Raw genomic sequence first — 15,939 nt, 5'->3', positions numbered from 1 at the left:
ACCATCGTTCACGGCATCTTCGCTCCATGCGATTGGGAAGCCATATGCGCTTGGCGACATTTCAGCCCCAGCTCGGCGTTCATTGCGAGACGACCACCCTCCGCAACATGCTCCACCATGCCGGCGCCGGAATATCCGAAGCCATGCTGTTCGGCCTCGGCCAGGGGATCGACTTCCAATACTGGGACGCGCCGGATCCCGGTCGCGGCACGCCGATGCTCACCGGCCGGATCGAGCCGGCCCTGCTGTCCCGCAACGCCTGCGCGGCCCTGGGTGCGACCTTGCGCGAATCGCGCTCACCCGACCCCGAATCGGCTTCCGCCGCAGCGACGGAACTGCTGGCCGCGGGACACGTCGTGGGAGTGTCCGTCGACATCTTCCACCTCGACTACTTCTCGTCCCGCAGTCACTTCGCGTCGCACTACATCGCCGTGTACGGGCTCGACGACTCCTTCGCCCACGTCGTCGACACCGATCAGCAGGGAGGGGCACAGACCCTCCCGACGCAGTCGCTGCGCCGAGCCCGCGCTTCCGACGAAGGCTTCATGCCGTCGCCCCACCTGCACCTGTACGTCGAGAAGCTGCCGGAGCGTCTGACCACCGACACCGACGCGGTCCTGCGCGAACAGATCTGGAACGCCATCCGGCTGACCGCGCAGCGGATGACCGAGGACCGCGGTCCCCGATTCGGTCTGCGCGCCATGCGGCGGGCGGCTTCCGAGATCGCCGGATGGAGCGACACCCTCGCCTCCCCGGACGAGACGGTGCCGGGTGTCGGCCGCTTCTGGCGCTTCGCGGGAACCGGCGGAGCCAACTTCCGCAAGCTCTACCGCGCGTTCCTGCTGGAGGCCCGCCGGCGGTACGACGACCCCGAACTCGACCCCTTCGTGAAGGACTTCGGCGCTGTGCAGCGGCAGTGGGACCAGGCCATCGACCTGCTGATGGCCTACCGCGACGCGGACGACGGGCGACGGCAACTGGAAGCCGTCGCGTCCCTGCTGCACTCGATCGCCGACGCCGAAAAGGCCGCCTTCGAAAGGCTGCTCGTGTCGGCCGCCAAACGGGCGGGTGAGCCGGCTTGACGATCACCCGGGCCAGGTCCGTGTGCCGTATGTGCCACGGCGGATGCGGCGCCATCGTCGAGCTCACGGACGGTGTCCCCACCGACATCCACGGGGACCCCGACAATCCCACGAGCGAGGGCTACTTCTGCATCAAGGGCAAGGCCTCACTCGACCTGCTGCGCAGCCCGGACCGGCTGACGACGCCGCTGGTCCGGACCGGCCCGCGCGGCTCGGGGACGTTCGAACCGGTCGGCTGGGACACCGCCCTCGACCGGATCGCCGGCGAACTCGCCGCGACCATCGGCCGGCACGGACCCGAGTCCGTCGTCCTCGGCCAGGGCACCGACCGCAACTACCAGGAATGGGTGTTCCGGCTCGCCAACGCGATCGGGACGCCGAACGTGGTCGGTCCGGCCCACGTGTGCTTCTACCCGCGGGTCATGGCCTCGATCATGACGTACGGCGCCTTCACCTTCTGCGACTACGACGGCGACCCCGAAGTCGTCCTGCTCTGGGGCAGCAACAAGCCCAGCACCCACTCGGACGGCGTGATCGGCGTCAAGCTGCTGCGAGCCGTCGAACGAGGCAGTCGCGTCATCACCGTCGATCCGCGACGCACGCGGACCGCCGCCCGCTCAAGCCTGCACCTGGCGATCCAGCCGGGCACCGACTGCGCACTGGCCCTCGGCATGATCAAGACCGTCATCGACGAGGGCTGGTACGACCACGACTTCGTGGCCGCGCACACCTCCGGTTTCGACGAACTCGCCGCCCACGTGAAGGCGTACGACATCGAGCGGGTCGCGCGGATCACCGGACTCACACCCGAGCTCATCCACGAAGCCACCCGCTCCTACGCCCTCGCCTCACGGGCGTGCATCGAGGCCGGAACCGGTCTGTCGCAGAACGAGAACTCCTTCGACACCCACCGCGCCATCGCCATCCTCGCCGCGATCTGCGGAAACATCGACGCCCCCGGCGGCGACGTGATCTGGGAGCCGATGCCGATCGAGGGCCGGCGTGCCTTCCCACGCTCGGACCTGCTCCCGGAAGAGCAGGCCGAGAAGCGGATCGGCGGGGACAAGCACAAGATCCTTTCGATGTCCGGCTGGGTCGCGCCGGGGGACCTGCACGAGGCCATCGTGACCGGGGCGCCGTACCCGATCACCTCGCTGCTCATCTTCGGCAGCAACATGCTGGCCTCGCACGAGAACACCGAGCTGGTCCGCGAGGCGATGAACAAGCTGGACCTGGTCGTCGTGTGCGACCTGTTCATGACGCCGACCGCCCGCTACGCCGATGTCGTCCTGCCGACGTCGAGCTGGCTGGAGCGGGACCAGATCGTCGAGTTCAACTCCTACATCGCGGCACGGCAGAAGATCGCCACGGTCGACGGCTGCCGCTCGGACGAGGAGATCATCCTCCAGCTCGCCGAACGGCTCGGCCTGGGCGAGCACTTCTTCCCCTCGCTGGAAGCCGCCCTCGACGCGAAACTGGCCGGCATCGACCTCACCTGGGAACAGTTCACGAAGATCGGCTACATCCGCAACGAGAAGCGATACCGCAAGTACCGCGACGGCGGATTCCGTACCCGGTCCGGACGCGTGAACCTCATGAACCACGGGCTGCGGGCCATGGGCTACGAGGCGTTCCCCGTCTTCCGGCGCCCACCGGAGCCGGACCCGGCCCTGCCGTACGTGATGACCAGCGCCCATCCGCGCCAGTTCTACAACACCGAGTTCCATCAACTTCCGACCACCTCGCGCGGCCAGAGCACGGCGCGGGTGACCGTCCATCCGGACACCGCTGAGCGGGAAGGGCTGACAGACGGTGAAGAGGTGGACCTCTTCACGCGGACCGGTGCGCGCGGAGTGCGCATGACGGTCAAGATCTCCGACTCCGTCGCACCGAACGTCGTGATGGCGGACGCCGGATGGTGGTATCCGGGCGATGCCTCGGTCGACGAGTCGCTCAGATCCTCGGTCAATCTCCTGACGGGCAACGACCGTTCCGACGTGCACATGGGGAGCGCGACGATGAGAGGTGTAGCAGTGGGAATACGGCGGCTGGGGCCGGGTCGTGGCTAGCGCGCGGGGCACCGTCGCCGCCCGGGTGCCGGAGACCGACGAGGGCCTGCAGGGCGACGAACTGGCCCTCAAATACGACGAGATGCAGCGCCACATCCGGGACAACGGCTGGCTCCAGGAGAAGATCGACGACATCCTGGCCGCCGAGATCACCACCGGCGAGGTCCTGGAGCTGGGATGCGGCCCGGGCTACCTCGGCCTGGAATGGCTGACCCAGGCCGAGGACTCCGCCCGGCTCGTCGGCCTCGACATCTCACCGGCGATGCTCCGGCGCGCGGGCATCAACGCCACGGGCTACGGCGTCGCCGAGCGATGCGGCTACGAATGCGGCACCGTGCTGGCCCTGCCGTTCGAGGACGACCGCTTCGACCACGTCATCAGCGCGTCCTCACTGCACGAATGGGCGGATCCGGGGACCGCCCTGGCGGAGATGCACCGCGTGCTCAGGCCGGGCGGCCGGTACTGCGTCTCCGATCTGCGCAGGGACGTCGACCGGACGACGTTCCAGTTCATGAAGGCGAACATCGCGGCCGACATGCGCCCGGGCTTTCGCACCTCGATCCGCTCCTCGTACGTCAAGAGCGAGATCGAAGAGCTGCTGCGCGGCACCGCGCTCGACACGGCCGTCGTGACGGAAGTGCAGATGGGGATCGTCATCACGGGCAGGAAGGAAGCGCCATGAACGCACTCGCGGGAAGTTCGCCGGCCATCACCGCCACGCGCGACGGGCGCTTCCCCGACCGCGCCGGCTTCGGACGGGCCTGGGAGGAGATCCTCCAGACGTCCAGCACCTGGCGGGACCTCGACTGCGGGCAGTACCTGTCGGCCTGGTGCGGATACGCGCCCGACCACGTCGTCGAGAAGTTCGCCGGGGTCAACCACGTCGGCATCTACATGGGCGACTACGACAACGACGACGAGGTGTTCGGCTGGAACGCCCACCTGAACGACCTCCGGGCGTCCGGCGAGATCACCACCGTCGAGATGGGGCCGTCGTACATCTCGCCCCGGCAGTACGGCACGCCGGGATGGTGGAACTCGATCGCCCTCACCGACGGACGGGTCATCGAGATGTTCGCCTGCCGCCGGTTCGGCCCCTGGGCGGACCGCCCCGCAGGCGAGCGCGGACGCCTCATGTCGCACGTCGCCATCGACGTGCACACCGACGCCGACGTCCGCTACCTGCTGGACGTCCTCGACCGGGACGTCGACCACCTCGAGAACATCGCGTTCACCGAGGCGGACGAACTCGGCCACACCTACGGGCACCTGCGCAACAACGACAGCGGTTCCGTGCTCGAGATCGTCTACGAGGCGCCGCGCGGCGGAACGGGGCACGGCGATGGCGGTCATTGAGATCTCGCCGCACTCCGGCGAACACTGTGAATCCACCGCGCTGCTCAACATGCTCCGCAACCACGACATCGAGCTGAGCGAGCCGCTCATCTTCGGGCTGGGACAAGGGCTGTCGTTCCTGTACTGGCACTCGAAGCAGATGCCGAGCCCGTTCCTCGCCGGCCGGGTCAAACCCGACCACCTCATGCGCAACGTGGCCGACGCCCTCTCCCTGGAGCTGCGGGCGCAGGAGACCTCCTCACCGGCGAAGGCCGAGGCCACGCTGATCGAGGCTCTCGACGAGGGCGATGTGGTGGGCCTCAAGCTCGACCGCTACCACCTCGACTACGCACGGGAGAACCACCACTTCGCCGCGCACTACGTCGCCTGCATCGGCTACGAGGACGACCGGTTCGTCGTCGTCGAGACCCGGTCGCTCGGTGTCCAGTCGACCTCGCGGGAGAGCATGGCCCGGGCCCGGTCCGCCAAGGGACCGATGTCCTCGCGCCACCTGTCGGTCCGGGTGAACCCGGGCGGGTACGACGAGTCGATCCTCGCCAAGGCCTGCCGGGCCTCGATCCTGGCCGCCGCACAGGACTTCCTGAACCCGCCGATCACCAACATGGGATTCAAGGGGATCGCGAAGGCCGGCTCCCTCATGCGCGGGTGGCACGACAAGCTCGACCATCCCGTGGCGGCGATGAGCGCCGTCGGCACCAGCATGGAGGAAGGCGGCACGGGCGGCGGACTCTTCCGGACGCTGTGGGCGCAGTTCCTGGAAGAGGCGCACGAGCTGACCGGCGTCGAGGCCTACGACGAGCTCGCCGTCGAGTACCGCCGTATCGCCAAGCGCTGGACGGACGTGGCGAACCTGCTGCGCGACGCCGACGACGCCGGTGCCCGGAGCTCACTCGACGAGGCCGCCTCGATCGTCGGCAGCCTGGCGGCCGAGGAGCGTACGGCGATGGCGAGGCTGGAGGAGGCGTCCCGATGACCACGCTCGCCCGGCCGGCCGGCCACGACCCGCGCGGCACACTGCGCGACACCCTCGTCTCCCGCGTCGACATCGCACGCAAGGTCGCCGCGGTCACCTCACTGGACCGGCAGGCGCTCGACACCTGGGCCGCTCAGGCGCTCGCCGCGACCGTGGAGCACGCCTGCCGCAACTCACCCTTCTACGCCGGCCACGTCCCGGCCGAGGTCGCCCGTGCCGTCGCGCAGGGCCGCCCGCACGCGTTCGAGGCCCTGCCCTTCACGACGCGCGAACATCTCTCCGCCGCCTACCCGCTCGGCATGCTCGCCGTTCCCCGGCGTGAGGTGATCCGGTTCGACGAGAGTTCCGGTACCGGCAACGGGCGCCCCATCGCCGCGTTCTTCACGATGGCGGACTGGCTGGAGAACAACCTCACCGTCGCCGGGCTGCTCTCCGCCGTCCTGGACGAGCGGGACGTCGCGGCCATCGCCGTCCCGTACGAGCTGGCCGGGGTGGGCCAGGACCTCGACCGTGCGATCGAGATCCTCGGCTGCACCATCGTGCCGCTCGGCGCGGCCTCACCGACCTGCACCCCGGACCGGATGGTCGACGCCCTGCTGCGGTCCGGCGCCACCACCCTGGTGTGCTCCGGAACGCGGGCCCTGTTCCTCGGCGAGATCGCCCGGCGCCGCGGCATCGACCCGCGGCGCGACCTCGCCGTCTCGAAGATCCTCATGGCGGGAGAGGGCGCGTCGCCGGCCAAGAAGCGGCGCCTGGCCGACCAGTGGGACGCCGTCGCGTACTCGATGTTCGGCATGACCGAGACCAACACGCTGGCCATGTTCTGCCGCGAGCGCGAACTGCACCTGGTCGAGACGCGGACGTTCTTCGAGGTGGTCGATCCGGCATCCGGCGAGCGGCTGCCGGACGGCTCCGTCGGCGAACTGGCCGTGACGACGCTGGCGAGCCGGGCCATGCCGCTGCTGCGGTACCGCACCGGCGACGTGTGCCGGATCGAGGCGGCGCCGTGCGCCTGCGGCTCCCCGCTGCGCCGGCTGCAGCACCGCGGCCGGATCGGCGACCGGATCCCGCTCGGGGAGCGCTGGACCTCCCAGCTGGAGGTCGAGGACATCGTCCTGGGCGCCATGACCACCGAGCCGTACTACTTCGCCTTCGACATCGACGGCGACGCCCTGGAGATCGCCCTGCCGCCGACGGGCGCCGACGACGCGACCCGGAAGTCGATCGAGGCCGCGGTCCGTGACCGCCTCGGAGCGGCCACCCGATTCCGTGTGCTGGACACCGACCGGTTCGAGACGGCACTGCGAACCTCGGCCAAACCGACGATGCGCAACTTCAGTGCCTACGGGGGAGGAGGGACTGACGGTGAGGGTTGAACTGCCGCTTCCCACGCGCATTCCGATCGACGGGCGCTTCGAGATCGATGACACGTGCATCGACTGCAAGCTCTGCAACGACCTGGCGCCCGACAACTTCGACGCGGACCTCGACAACGACGTCCACTACGTGTGCAAACAGCCCGGGACACCCGACGAGCTCGAGCGGGTCCTCGACGCTTTCGAATCCTGTCCCACCGAATCGATCCGGTACTCAGCGGCACCCAGCGGGGAGTGATGGCGCAATGTCAAGCCTGGACGATCCAGTAGAAGCCGACATGTGCGCCGGCCGACGGCAGATGACCGAACTGGGACCGGTGGCCGAGAGCTACGACCAACTGCACCGCATCGACCTGCTCGGCGAGGCGCGGGCCGCACGAGGAGTCACGGAGGGCACGTACGACTCGACGGTGTGCGCCGTCCTCCAGGCGTCCGAGGTCTGTCTGCTCAACCTGGCACGGCTGGCGAACAGGACCCGGGTGTGCCTGCTGGCCGACGACATCCCGGCCGCCTCCCGGTACGTCCAGTGGGCCGTCGGGTTCCACCGGTTGCTGCGCAGGCTCGGCACGGTGATGTGCGGCGCCCGCGGCATCTACGGAGCCGGCGTGTCCGCGGGGGCCACGGCCGTCAGCATCTCCGAGTCCGCCGGCTACGCGGCCTATGTCGACGCCCTGCGGGGGCTGGAGGACGTCGCCAAGGGCTCGCTGCTGGCCGGCGCACCCGAGCTGACCCGCTCCACCATCGCCACCAGGAGCATCGACGACTCGCTGTACCGCGTGCTGCACGGCATCCGGGTCGGCTGCCACGACGCCACCAAGTGGGAGAGCGACCTCACCTCGGTACCCATCGGGGTAAGCCGGAGCACCGACGAGCTGATCTCCGCCGAGACACTGGCGCGCGCGGTCGCCGCGACCGAGCTGAACGCGGGCACCCTGCACGGCGAGTTCGTCGCCCTCCACCAAGTCCCGGAGATCCTCTGCGCCGAGGCGAACGACCACCTCGAAGTCGCGATCCGGGCCCTCCGCGCATCGGAGCTGAGCCGGGCGGCACAGCACCTGACGGCCTGCCGGGAGCTGCTCGATCCGGTGGTCGACGCGCAGCGGGTAATGGCCGAACACCTGGCCACCGGGGAGTACCACGAGTTCCGCACCAATCTGGGGCCCGCGAGCGGTACACACTCGCTGTCGATCAAACAGCACATGTTCCGGGACCTGTTCAAGCACATGTGGAACGACCTCGAAGCCTGGCTGAGCTCGCTCGGCGGCTCCTCGCTCGAGGAGACCGTCCGGGCCGTCGACGCACACCGCCACGACGACCCGGAAGGCTGGCTGCGGCACACCGTGGTCGACCAGGCGTTCAAGCTGCACTCCGCCCACCAGCAGTGGCGCCACGAGCATCTGCACATGCCCCGCAACTGCCTGGGCAGCGGCGGCACCAAGTCCATGATCGGCATCCCGGACGGGCCGCAGGCGGTCTACAAGATGCGGGACGCGGCCAACGCCCAGCACTCGCTGGCCACGATCCACCGGGCCCGCCGGACGCCGCTGACGAACGCCGTGCCGGACTCGCCCATGGTCAAGCTCATCACCGACCCCAGCTCCCTCGACTCCGAACTGATGCGGGTCGTGGGCGAGGCCACACGCGAGTACTTCCCCCAGGTGCAAGAGCAGAGCTACCAGCCGTTCCGGTCCGGTGCGGCCGAGCGGAACCCGTAGGAGCGCGGACGGTGACCACCACAGGATCCACAGCCTCTGACAAGCCCACCGGCGACACGGCCCTCCTGCCGGGCACCTCCGGCGGCGCCTGGCGGGGGGACGAGTACATCGCCAGCCTCAAGGACGAGCGGGAGGTCTGGTGCGAGGGGCGCCGGGTCGACGTGACCGGCGACCCGGGCTTTCGGCCCATGCTGTCCACGCTGGCCGGCCTCTACGACGCCCAGCACCGGCCCGACCGGGCGGACGAGATGCTCCACCGGTCGGACACCTCCGGCCGGCTCGTCAGCCTGTCGTACCTGGCACCGGCCGACCGGGACGACCTCGCCCGCAAATGGGCCAACTCCCACCGGTGGGCGGAGGCTTCCCACGGCCAGCTCTCCCGGATACCCGACTTCATGTCGAACGTCGTGGTCGGCCTGTACGACTACCGGTTCGAACTGGCCAAGGTCGACCCCGAGTTCGGGCGCAACGCGGAGAACTACTACCACTACAGCCGCGAGAACGACCTCACGCTGACCCACGGTCTGGGCGACCCCCAGATCGACCGCTCCGCGACGCCCGCCGAACGGCCGGAACTGGGCCTCAGGGTGGTGCGGCGAGGCGCCGACGGCATCGTCGTACGGGGAGCCAAACAGATCGCCACCCTGGCGCCGTACGCCCACGAGGTGCTCATCTACCTCTCGCCCGCCAACTACCTGCGCGAGGACCCCAGCTACGTCTGCTGGTTCGCCGCCCCCCTGGCGTCACCGGGCCTGCGCGTCCTGTGCCGCTCGTCGTACGCCGAGGGCTCCGGCGGCCTGTCCGCGCGCTACGACGAGCAGGACGCCATGCTGGTGTTCGACGACGTGTTCATTCCGATGGACCGGGTCTTCCTGCTCGACGACTCCCAGGCGGCCGTCCGCGGGTTCGGCGAGCTGAACAAGTGGTCGCTCTACACCGGCCAGGTGCGCTACTACCACCGGCTGCGCACCATGCTCGGGGTCGCCTCGCTCCTGGCCCAGGCGATCGGCGTCGACAAGTTCCGGCAGGTCACCGACCTCCTTGGCGAGCTCACCTCGTACGTCGAGATCGTCCGGCTCGGCCTGGCCGCGATCGACGCCGAGTGCCGGCCCACCACCTCGGGCCTGCTCGCCCCCGGCTCGACGGCGGCGCTCGACGCCGTCGCCGGCCGCTTCTCGACCCGTGGCTCGGAGATCATCCGGCAGATCGGCGCGTCGGGTCTGATCATGCAGCCCTCGGAGGCCGATCTCGGCACCGCCGAGCTGCGCCGGGTGCTGGACACCTACATGTGCGGGCGCGAGACGAGCGTGGACGAGAAGTCCCGGATCTTCCGCCTCGCCGCCGATCTCGCCGTCGACCGCTTCGGCATGCGCCAGGAGCTCTACGAGACGTGGAACCGCGGTGATCCCGCCCGGGTCCGCTCGATGCTCTATGCCCGCTATCCCGACCTGCAGCGCTGCGAAACCCAGGCCCGCGACCTGGCCGAAGGGCGGAACGACACCACATGAGTCTCGACAGCATCCGGCTCGAAGGCGTCACGACCCACAACCTCAAGTCGGTCGACGTCTCCTTCCCCAAGGGGAAGCTGGTCGTCGCCGCCGGCGTCTCGGGATCGGGCAAGTCGTCCCTGGTCATCGACACCCTCTTCGAACACTCCAAGACGCTCTACCTGGGCGCCCTGTCCAGCAAGTCCCTCGACATGGGCGACGGCGACTACCAGTTCGACCGGATCGCGGGGACCCAGCCACCGGTGGCCCTGCGCCAGCGAGACGGCGGCTACTCCAATCCCCGCTCGACCGTGGGGACCCTCACCGGCCTCGACGGGCTGTACCGGCTGCTGTTCGGCGCCGGCTCGCGGCCGGTCTGCCCGGCCTGTCTCCGCCCGACCGGTCCGGACCTGTTCTGCGACGACTGCGGCTGCTTCGCCGAACCGCACTCCGCGAAGCACTTCAGCCCCAACCGCAAGGAAGGCAAGTGCCTCCAGTGCGACGGCATCGGCGAACTCGTCGGCTTCTCGCTGGACAAGATCATCCCGGACCGGTCGAAGACCCTCACCGAGATCTGGGACGGCGCCGACCCGGGGACGTTCGCCGTTCCCAACGTGCGCAAGGCCTTCGAGGCGATGGCCGCGGACATCGGCCTGGACCTCTCCCTGCCGTTCGAGAAGCTCAGCCCGGAGCAGACCGAGAAGGTGCTGCACGGCTCGGACACCATCTACACCCTCAAGATCCGCAAGGTCACCAACGATTTCCGCTTCGAGGGCATCCTGGGCTTCCTGGAGCGCGCCTACCGCAACGCGTCGTCGGCCGCCCGCAAGAACGCCTTCACCAACTACCTCGGACGGGAAGTCTGCCCCGGGTGCAACGGAGGGCGGCTGCGCCCCGAATCGCTCAGGGCGACGGTGGCCGGGCACACCTTCCACGACTTCCAGAGCGACGAACTGTCTCGCTCGATCACCCGGTTGCGCGACGGACTGGCGTCCGGTGCCGTGCCGGCGCAGGTGCGCGAACTCGCCTCCGCGATCGTCAAACAGAGCGCGAACATCGACGACGTCGGACTCGGACACCTGCAACTGCAGCGGCCGGTCATCACCCTCTCCGGTGGTGAACTGCAACGGCTGCTGCTGGCGCAGCACCTGGCCAGCGACCTGACCGGCGTCATGTACGTCCTGGACGAACCGACCGCCGGTCTGCACGAGGCCGACACCGGGAAGATCCTCACCTCACTGCGACGGCTGCGCGATCTCGGGAACACCGTCATCGTCATCGAGCACGACGAGTCGGTGATCCGTGCCGCCGACTGGGTCGTCGAACTGGGGCCCGGGGCCGGCTCCCGCGGCGGCGAGATCGTCTTCGAGGGCCGCTTCGCCGACCTGCTCAACTCCGGTGACTCGCCGACGGCGACCGCGATGCTGTCCGGCGGACCCTCGCGGGCGAGGGCCGAGCTCGCCGAAGCGTCCTGGCTCGAAGTGCGCGGCATCACGCGCAACAACGTGGTCGACCAGACCGCGACGTTCCCGCTCGGCGGGCTCACCTGCGTCTCCGGCGTGTCCGGCGCGGGCAAGAGCTCCCTGGTGGCCGGCATCCACGCATCGGTATCCCGGGCCATCGCCCAGCGATCGACGGGCGCGGCGGCCGAAGGCACGGGCATCCGGGGAGCCGAAGCCCTCGACGACGTCATCTACGTCGAGCAGCGGCCGATCGGCCGCTCCAGCCGGAGCACGCTCGTCACCTACATCGGCATCAGCGACCACATCCGCGACGCCTTCGCCGGCAGCGCCGACGCGGTCGAGCGCGGCCTGGGCCGAGGCGAGTTCAGCCCGAACGTCGCCGGCGGACGGTGCGAGTCCTGCAAGGGGCTCGGGCTGGCCGAGATCGAGATGACCCTCTTCAAGAGCGAGTTCATCGTCTGCCCCGAGTGCGAGGGCCGACGCTTCCAGGAGCACGTCCTCGAGGTGCGGCTGGGCGACAAGAACATCCACGACGTGCTGTCGATGACCGTCGAGGACGCACTCGACTGGTTCGACGCCACGAGCAGCCCCAAGGTCGTCCAAGCCCTCGGCGTGCTGCGCGAGTTCGGCCTCGGCTATCTGCAACTCGGCTGCTCGACGACCACGCTGTCCGGGGGCGAGGCGCAGCGGCTCAACCTGGCGGGCGAGCTGCTCAAACAACGCCGCAGCCGCACGCTGTTCATCTTCGACGAGCCGACGCGCGGCCTGCACGCCGCCGACATCCGCCACCTTCTGGCCCTCTTCGAGCGCCTGATCTCCACCGGCAACACCATCGTGGTCATCGAACACGACCTCAAGGTGATCAACATCGCCGACTGGGTGATCGACCTGGGACCCGGCGCCGGCCGCGAGGGCGGCAGGATCGTGCACAGCGGGACACCGGAGGACCTCGCGGACAACGCGGCGAGCGTGACCGGACAGTTCGTACGCCGGCTGCGTGACGAACCCGGCGCGGCCACGCCGGTGCCCGAACCCGCCGGACGCCTCCAGCCGGGTGCGGCGCCGGACCTCGGGGTCATCGGTGAGCTTCTCCCACGGGCCGTCACGGTGGTCGCCGGCACGGCACGGCAGTCCGAGCGGAACGGACCCACACCGTACGGACTGGTGATCGGCTCCCTCACCGTCGTCTCCGACGAACTCGCCCTGATCGGCTTCCTGGTGCGCTCGGGCAGCACCAGCTGGAACGCCATCGCGGACACCGGCCGGTTCTGCGTGAACATCCTCGGCGAGGACCAGCACGAGGTGTCCGACGCCTTCTCGCAGGGCAGGCCGGACAGCCGCTTCGACGCCCTCGCGTGGACCCCGTCCGCCAACGGCTGCCCGCGGCTCTCCGGCGCCGTCGGCACCATCGACTGCAGCCTGAAATCGACCTACCGGATCGGCGACCACGAGTTCGTCCTGGCGACGGTCGTCAGCGTCGACATGGAGGGCGGCACCGACCGCCGGCCCCTGCTCCGGGCCGAACGGGGAGACAGCGCTCTCGACGACTACGGGTGGCGCCGGTTCGCCCGGGAAGCGGAGGCCAGGTGACCACGACCACGTCGCTCGCGACGCACTACGAACAGTTCCTGGAACTGCTCACCCGAGACCCCGGCACCGCGGCGGACGACGGTGACGCGTCGCTCCGTGCCCGGTACGGCGAACGGGTCGACGCCACGGGCGAGGCACAGCCGATCGTGCTGACCCGCGACGAGTGGATCCGCAACCAGATCGACCTGACGCTGGCACTGGGCCGCCTGCTGACCGAGGACGACGTGGTCGTCTCGGCCGTGCCGTACGAACTGTCGTTCATCGGCGCCGAGGTGGACCGCGTGATCGAGATGGTCGGCGCCTCGGTGATCAGCGTCGGGACGAGCGGGACCATCTGCCCGATGCCGCGACTGCTCGGGCTGATCGAGCAGTACGAGGTGACGGCCCTGGTGTGCTCGCCGAGCTTCGCCGCGGAGCTCGCGGGTCTCGCGACGTCGCTGGGCAAGCGGCCCGCGCACTCCACGATCCGGACGATCGTCTGCGTGGGGGAGGCCTGCTCCACCGAGCGCCTCGACCGCATCGGCGCCGCCTGGGCGGCGAAGACCTCCGCGCTGTACGGGACGCCGTCGACACCGACGGTCGCCGTGGCCTGCGACCACGGCGCACTGCACCTGTGCGACCACCGCCTCCGGGCGGAGGTCCGCGGCGGTCTGCGCGGCGAGCTGATCCTGGACGGCTCACCGACCGGTGAGGTCGTCGAGCTGTGGCCGGCGGAGCGCCGCTGCGCCTGCGGTTCCCCGAGCCGGGTCCTGGTGCCGCTGGGCAGCGTGGCCTCGGCGGTACGCGGACCGGACGGGCTGGTCTCGGCGCTGGACGTGGAGCGGATCGTCTTCGGCCACAGGAGGCTCGCACCGCACTTCGCCTGCACCGTCCGGGACGGCACCTTCCACGTCACCTGCGCCGTGGCCGACTCCGGCGCGGTGGACGCGGGCGCGATGCGGCGCGCGATCCGCGGCGCCATCGATGAGGCGCTCGGCGTCAAGGCCGAGGTCACGCTCGTCGGCGTGCAGGACTGGAGTACCGCCCCGTCATGACCCGCACCCCGCCGCGGCGCGCAGTCGCCGCGGCCCATCCACCCGGTGGCATCCCGAGGAGACAAGACGCATGAGGGTAGCGGTAGTACAGACCCAGTGGGTCGACGATCACGAAGACGGCCTGCGCAACGCCTACCAGGCGATCGAGGACGTCTGCGCGGCCGGCGACATCGACCTGGTGTGCTTTCCCGAGTTCCTGCTCGGCCCGCCGTGGTACATGCCCGGGCAGGACGGGCTGAAGGGACTCACCGACACCCCGATCCCGGGGCCGATCGTCGACGGCTTCCAGTCCCTGGCCCGCAAACTCAACACGCACATCCTGCTGGGGTCGCTCGTCGAGGACCTGCAGGACGGCATGTACCGGAACACGTCCCTGCTGATCGGCCGGCAGGGCGTCATCACCGGACGCGCCATCAAGGCACACCCCTTCGGCAACGAGATGGTGGTGTGCCGCCAGACGGACGCACTCGGCGTGCTGTCGACCGAGTTCGGGCAGATCGGCATCGCCGTGTGCTCGGACTTCTGGATCCCCGAGGTCGTCCGGCTGCTGGCGCTCGCCGGCGCACGGACGATCTTCGTCCCGGGCGGGACACTCGGGCAGAACCAGCCGCTCATGGTGAACGCCCTGCGCACGGCGGCGTATCTGAACGACGTCAACATCGTCTACGCGAGCTCGGTCGGAGTCGTCCGCGGCAAACGGGGCGACCGGCTCGTGGAGATCCACTTCGCCGGCACCAGTCTGGTCGCGAGCCCGGAGGGCGTGCTCGCCCAGGCCGGCAGCGACGAGCCGGAGACCCTCGTCGTCGACATCGACGAGCCCGCGGACGGCGACGGCCGCCGCTGGCAGCAACTCCGCAGGCCCGACGCCTACCGGGCGCTGCTCACCCCGTACGCCGGAGCGGACCGGGACCTCGCCGCCGAACTGCGGGCCAGCCTGTCCGGGGGCGGCGGCCCGGACCGGGGCCGGCCCGCCGCCGGGACCAGCACACATGAGGGGACTCGTTCGTGACCATCTTCGTAGCGCAGCACGCCCGCCGGGCGACCCCCGAGGCGACGGCCTCCGCCGTACTCGACGATCTCGAGCGCCGGGTGACCGACGAGGCGTCGTTCGTCGTCCTCCCCGAGAACGCGTTCACGACCGCAGGCGACGTCCAGGCGCTGCCCAGGCCCCTGCACGAACGGTGCCTGGACCGGCTGGCGACCCTGGCGCGGACCCGGGGCACCTACGTGCTCACCGGATCGTGGGCGGAGACCCGGCCGGGCGGCGGGCTGGCGCAGGTGGCCAGGCTGCTGGACCCGAGCGGCTCGGAGTGCGCCCGGGTGGAACGGCCCGTCCTGCCCGACGGGACGACCGGCACCGGTGACGACTTCCCCGTCGTCGAAACGCCGTACGGACACGTCGGGGTGCTCCTCGGCCCCGACTTCTGGCTGGTCGAACCGCCACGCATCGAATGCCTGGCCGGTGCGGAGCTGCTGCTGGTCGCCGGGTCCCTCGACGGCAGGCAGCAGGCGTCGCAGCGCGCCGCCGTGTGGGGCATCGCGACCCTGAACACCGTCGCCGTCGCCTTCGCCGGTTCGCTGAGCGAACGCTGCGGCGGGGGCAGTGCCGTGGCGGCACCCGAGGGCTTCGTCGCCGAGGCGGGCACCGACGAGGGTGTCATCGAGGCGCCCTGGGACGTCGAGAGGATCCGGCACCTGCGCGAACCCGACCTGCGCTTCCAGCAGACCCTCTGGTTCGGGCTGTGGGCGCGCCGCACGGAGCTGTACGCGGACCTGACGGCGCAGGTGAGTTGA

13 protein-coding genes are annotated in these 15,939 nt (G+C 69.9%); all 13 read left to right on the top strand.

Going from position 1 to position 15,939, the window contains the following annotated elements:
- Positions 1 to 26: 26 nt before the first annotated feature.
- The gene (locus tag K4G64_RS01040) at positions 27 to 1,082 is read left to right on the top strand and encodes a BtrH N-terminal domain-containing protein (protein WP_308122173.1); all 1,056 of its coding nucleotides are present in this window, start codon (positions 27 to 29) and stop codon (positions 1,080 to 1,082) included.
- Positions 1,079 to 3,151: a molybdopterin-dependent oxidoreductase gene (locus tag K4G64_RS01035; RefSeq protein ID WP_260459825.1), complete on the top strand. Its 2,073-nt coding sequence runs from the start codon at positions 1,079 to 1,081 to the stop codon at positions 3,149 to 3,151. Before K4G64_RS01040 ends, K4G64_RS01035 begins: the two co-directional genes overlap by 4 nt.
- Complete coding sequence (locus K4G64_RS01030; RefSeq protein WP_221754115.1) at positions 3,144 to 3,833, top strand: class I SAM-dependent methyltransferase; 690 nt, start codon at positions 3,144 to 3,146, stop codon at positions 3,831 to 3,833. The genes K4G64_RS01035 and K4G64_RS01030 overlap by 8 nt, the downstream gene beginning before the upstream one ends.
- The gene (locus K4G64_RS01025; RefSeq protein WP_221754114.1) at positions 3,830 to 4,507 is read left to right on the top strand and encodes a hypothetical protein; all 678 of its coding nucleotides are present in this window, start codon (positions 3,830 to 3,832) and stop codon (positions 4,505 to 4,507) included. Before K4G64_RS01030 ends, K4G64_RS01025 begins: the two co-directional genes overlap by 4 nt.
- Positions 4,494 to 5,480: a BtrH N-terminal domain-containing protein gene (locus tag K4G64_RS01020; protein ID WP_221754113.1), complete on the top strand. Its 987-nt coding sequence runs from the start codon at positions 4,494 to 4,496 to the stop codon at positions 5,478 to 5,480. Before K4G64_RS01025 ends, K4G64_RS01020 begins: the two co-directional genes overlap by 14 nt.
- Positions 5,477 to 6,856 (top strand): phenylacetate--CoA ligase family protein, encoded by a 1,380-nt coding sequence (locus tag K4G64_RS01015; protein ID WP_221754112.1) that lies wholly within the window; start codon positions 5,477 to 5,479, stop codon positions 6,854 to 6,856. Before K4G64_RS01020 ends, K4G64_RS01015 begins: the two co-directional genes overlap by 4 nt.
- Positions 6,846 to 7,094, top strand: a complete 249-nt coding sequence (locus K4G64_RS01010) for a ferredoxin (protein ID WP_062924746.1) — start codon at positions 6,846 to 6,848, stop codon at positions 7,092 to 7,094. The genes K4G64_RS01015 and K4G64_RS01010 overlap by 11 nt, the downstream gene beginning before the upstream one ends.
- A 7-nt stretch (positions 7,095 to 7,101) precedes the next feature.
- Positions 7,102 to 8,571, top strand: a complete 1,470-nt coding sequence (locus K4G64_RS01005) for a hypothetical protein (protein ID WP_221754111.1) — start codon at positions 7,102 to 7,104, stop codon at positions 8,569 to 8,571.
- An 11-nt stretch (positions 8,572 to 8,582) separates the two neighbouring features.
- A complete protein-coding gene (locus K4G64_RS01000; protein ID WP_221754110.1) occupies positions 8,583 to 10,079 on the top strand; it encodes a 4-hydroxyphenylacetate 3-hydroxylase N-terminal domain-containing protein in 1,497 nt (498 codons plus the stop codon).
- The gene (locus tag K4G64_RS00995; RefSeq protein ID WP_221754109.1) at positions 10,076 to 13,111 is read left to right on the top strand and encodes a flavin reductase; all 3,036 of its coding nucleotides are present in this window, start codon (positions 10,076 to 10,078) and stop codon (positions 13,109 to 13,111) included. The genes K4G64_RS01000 and K4G64_RS00995 overlap by 4 nt, the downstream gene beginning before the upstream one ends.
- A complete protein-coding gene (locus K4G64_RS00990) occupies positions 13,108 to 14,145 on the top strand; it encodes an AMP-binding protein (RefSeq protein ID WP_221754108.1) in 1,038 nt (345 codons plus the stop codon). Before K4G64_RS00995 ends, K4G64_RS00990 begins: the two co-directional genes overlap by 4 nt.
- Positions 14,146 to 14,215: 70 nt before the next feature.
- Positions 14,216 to 15,154 carry a carbon-nitrogen hydrolase family protein gene (locus K4G64_RS00985; RefSeq protein ID WP_221754107.1) on the top strand — a complete coding sequence of 313 codons (939 nt, stop codon included), beginning with the start codon at positions 14,216 to 14,218 and terminating at the stop codon, positions 15,152 to 15,154.
- Entirely contained in the window at positions 15,151 to 15,939 is a 789-nt protein-coding gene (locus tag K4G64_RS00980) for a carbon-nitrogen hydrolase family protein (RefSeq protein WP_221754106.1), read from the top strand. Before K4G64_RS00985 ends, K4G64_RS00980 begins: the two co-directional genes overlap by 4 nt.

It is taken from the genome of Streptomyces sp. WAC04114 (genome assembly GCF_019733245.1).
Lineage (GTDB): Bacteria > Actinomycetota > Actinomycetes > Streptomycetales > Streptomycetaceae > Streptomyces > Streptomyces massasporeus_A.
This window is presented reverse-complemented; position numbering and strand designations above follow the sequence as displayed.

Coding starts and splice junctions, on each gene's coding strand:
- K4G64_RS01005 (WP_221754111.1), top strand. CDS start 7,102: ATGTCAAGCCTGGACGATCCAGTAGAAGCCGACATGTGCGCCGGCCGA.
- K4G64_RS01020 (WP_221754113.1), top strand. CDS start 4,494: ATGGCGGTCATTGAGATCTCGCCGCACTCCGGCGAACACTGTGAATCC.
- K4G64_RS01040 (WP_308122173.1), top strand. CDS start 27: ATGCGATTGGGAAGCCATATGCGCTTGGCGACATTTCAGCCCCAGCTC.
- K4G64_RS01015 (WP_221754112.1), top strand. CDS start 5,477: ATGACCACGCTCGCCCGGCCGGCCGGCCACGACCCGCGCGGCACACTG.
- K4G64_RS00995 (WP_221754109.1), top strand. CDS start 10,076: ATGAGTCTCGACAGCATCCGGCTCGAAGGCGTCACGACCCACAACCTC.
- K4G64_RS01025 (WP_221754114.1), top strand. CDS start 3,830: ATGAACGCACTCGCGGGAAGTTCGCCGGCCATCACCGCCACGCGCGAC.
- K4G64_RS00985 (WP_221754107.1), top strand. CDS start 14,216: ATGAGGGTAGCGGTAGTACAGACCCAGTGGGTCGACGATCACGAAGAC.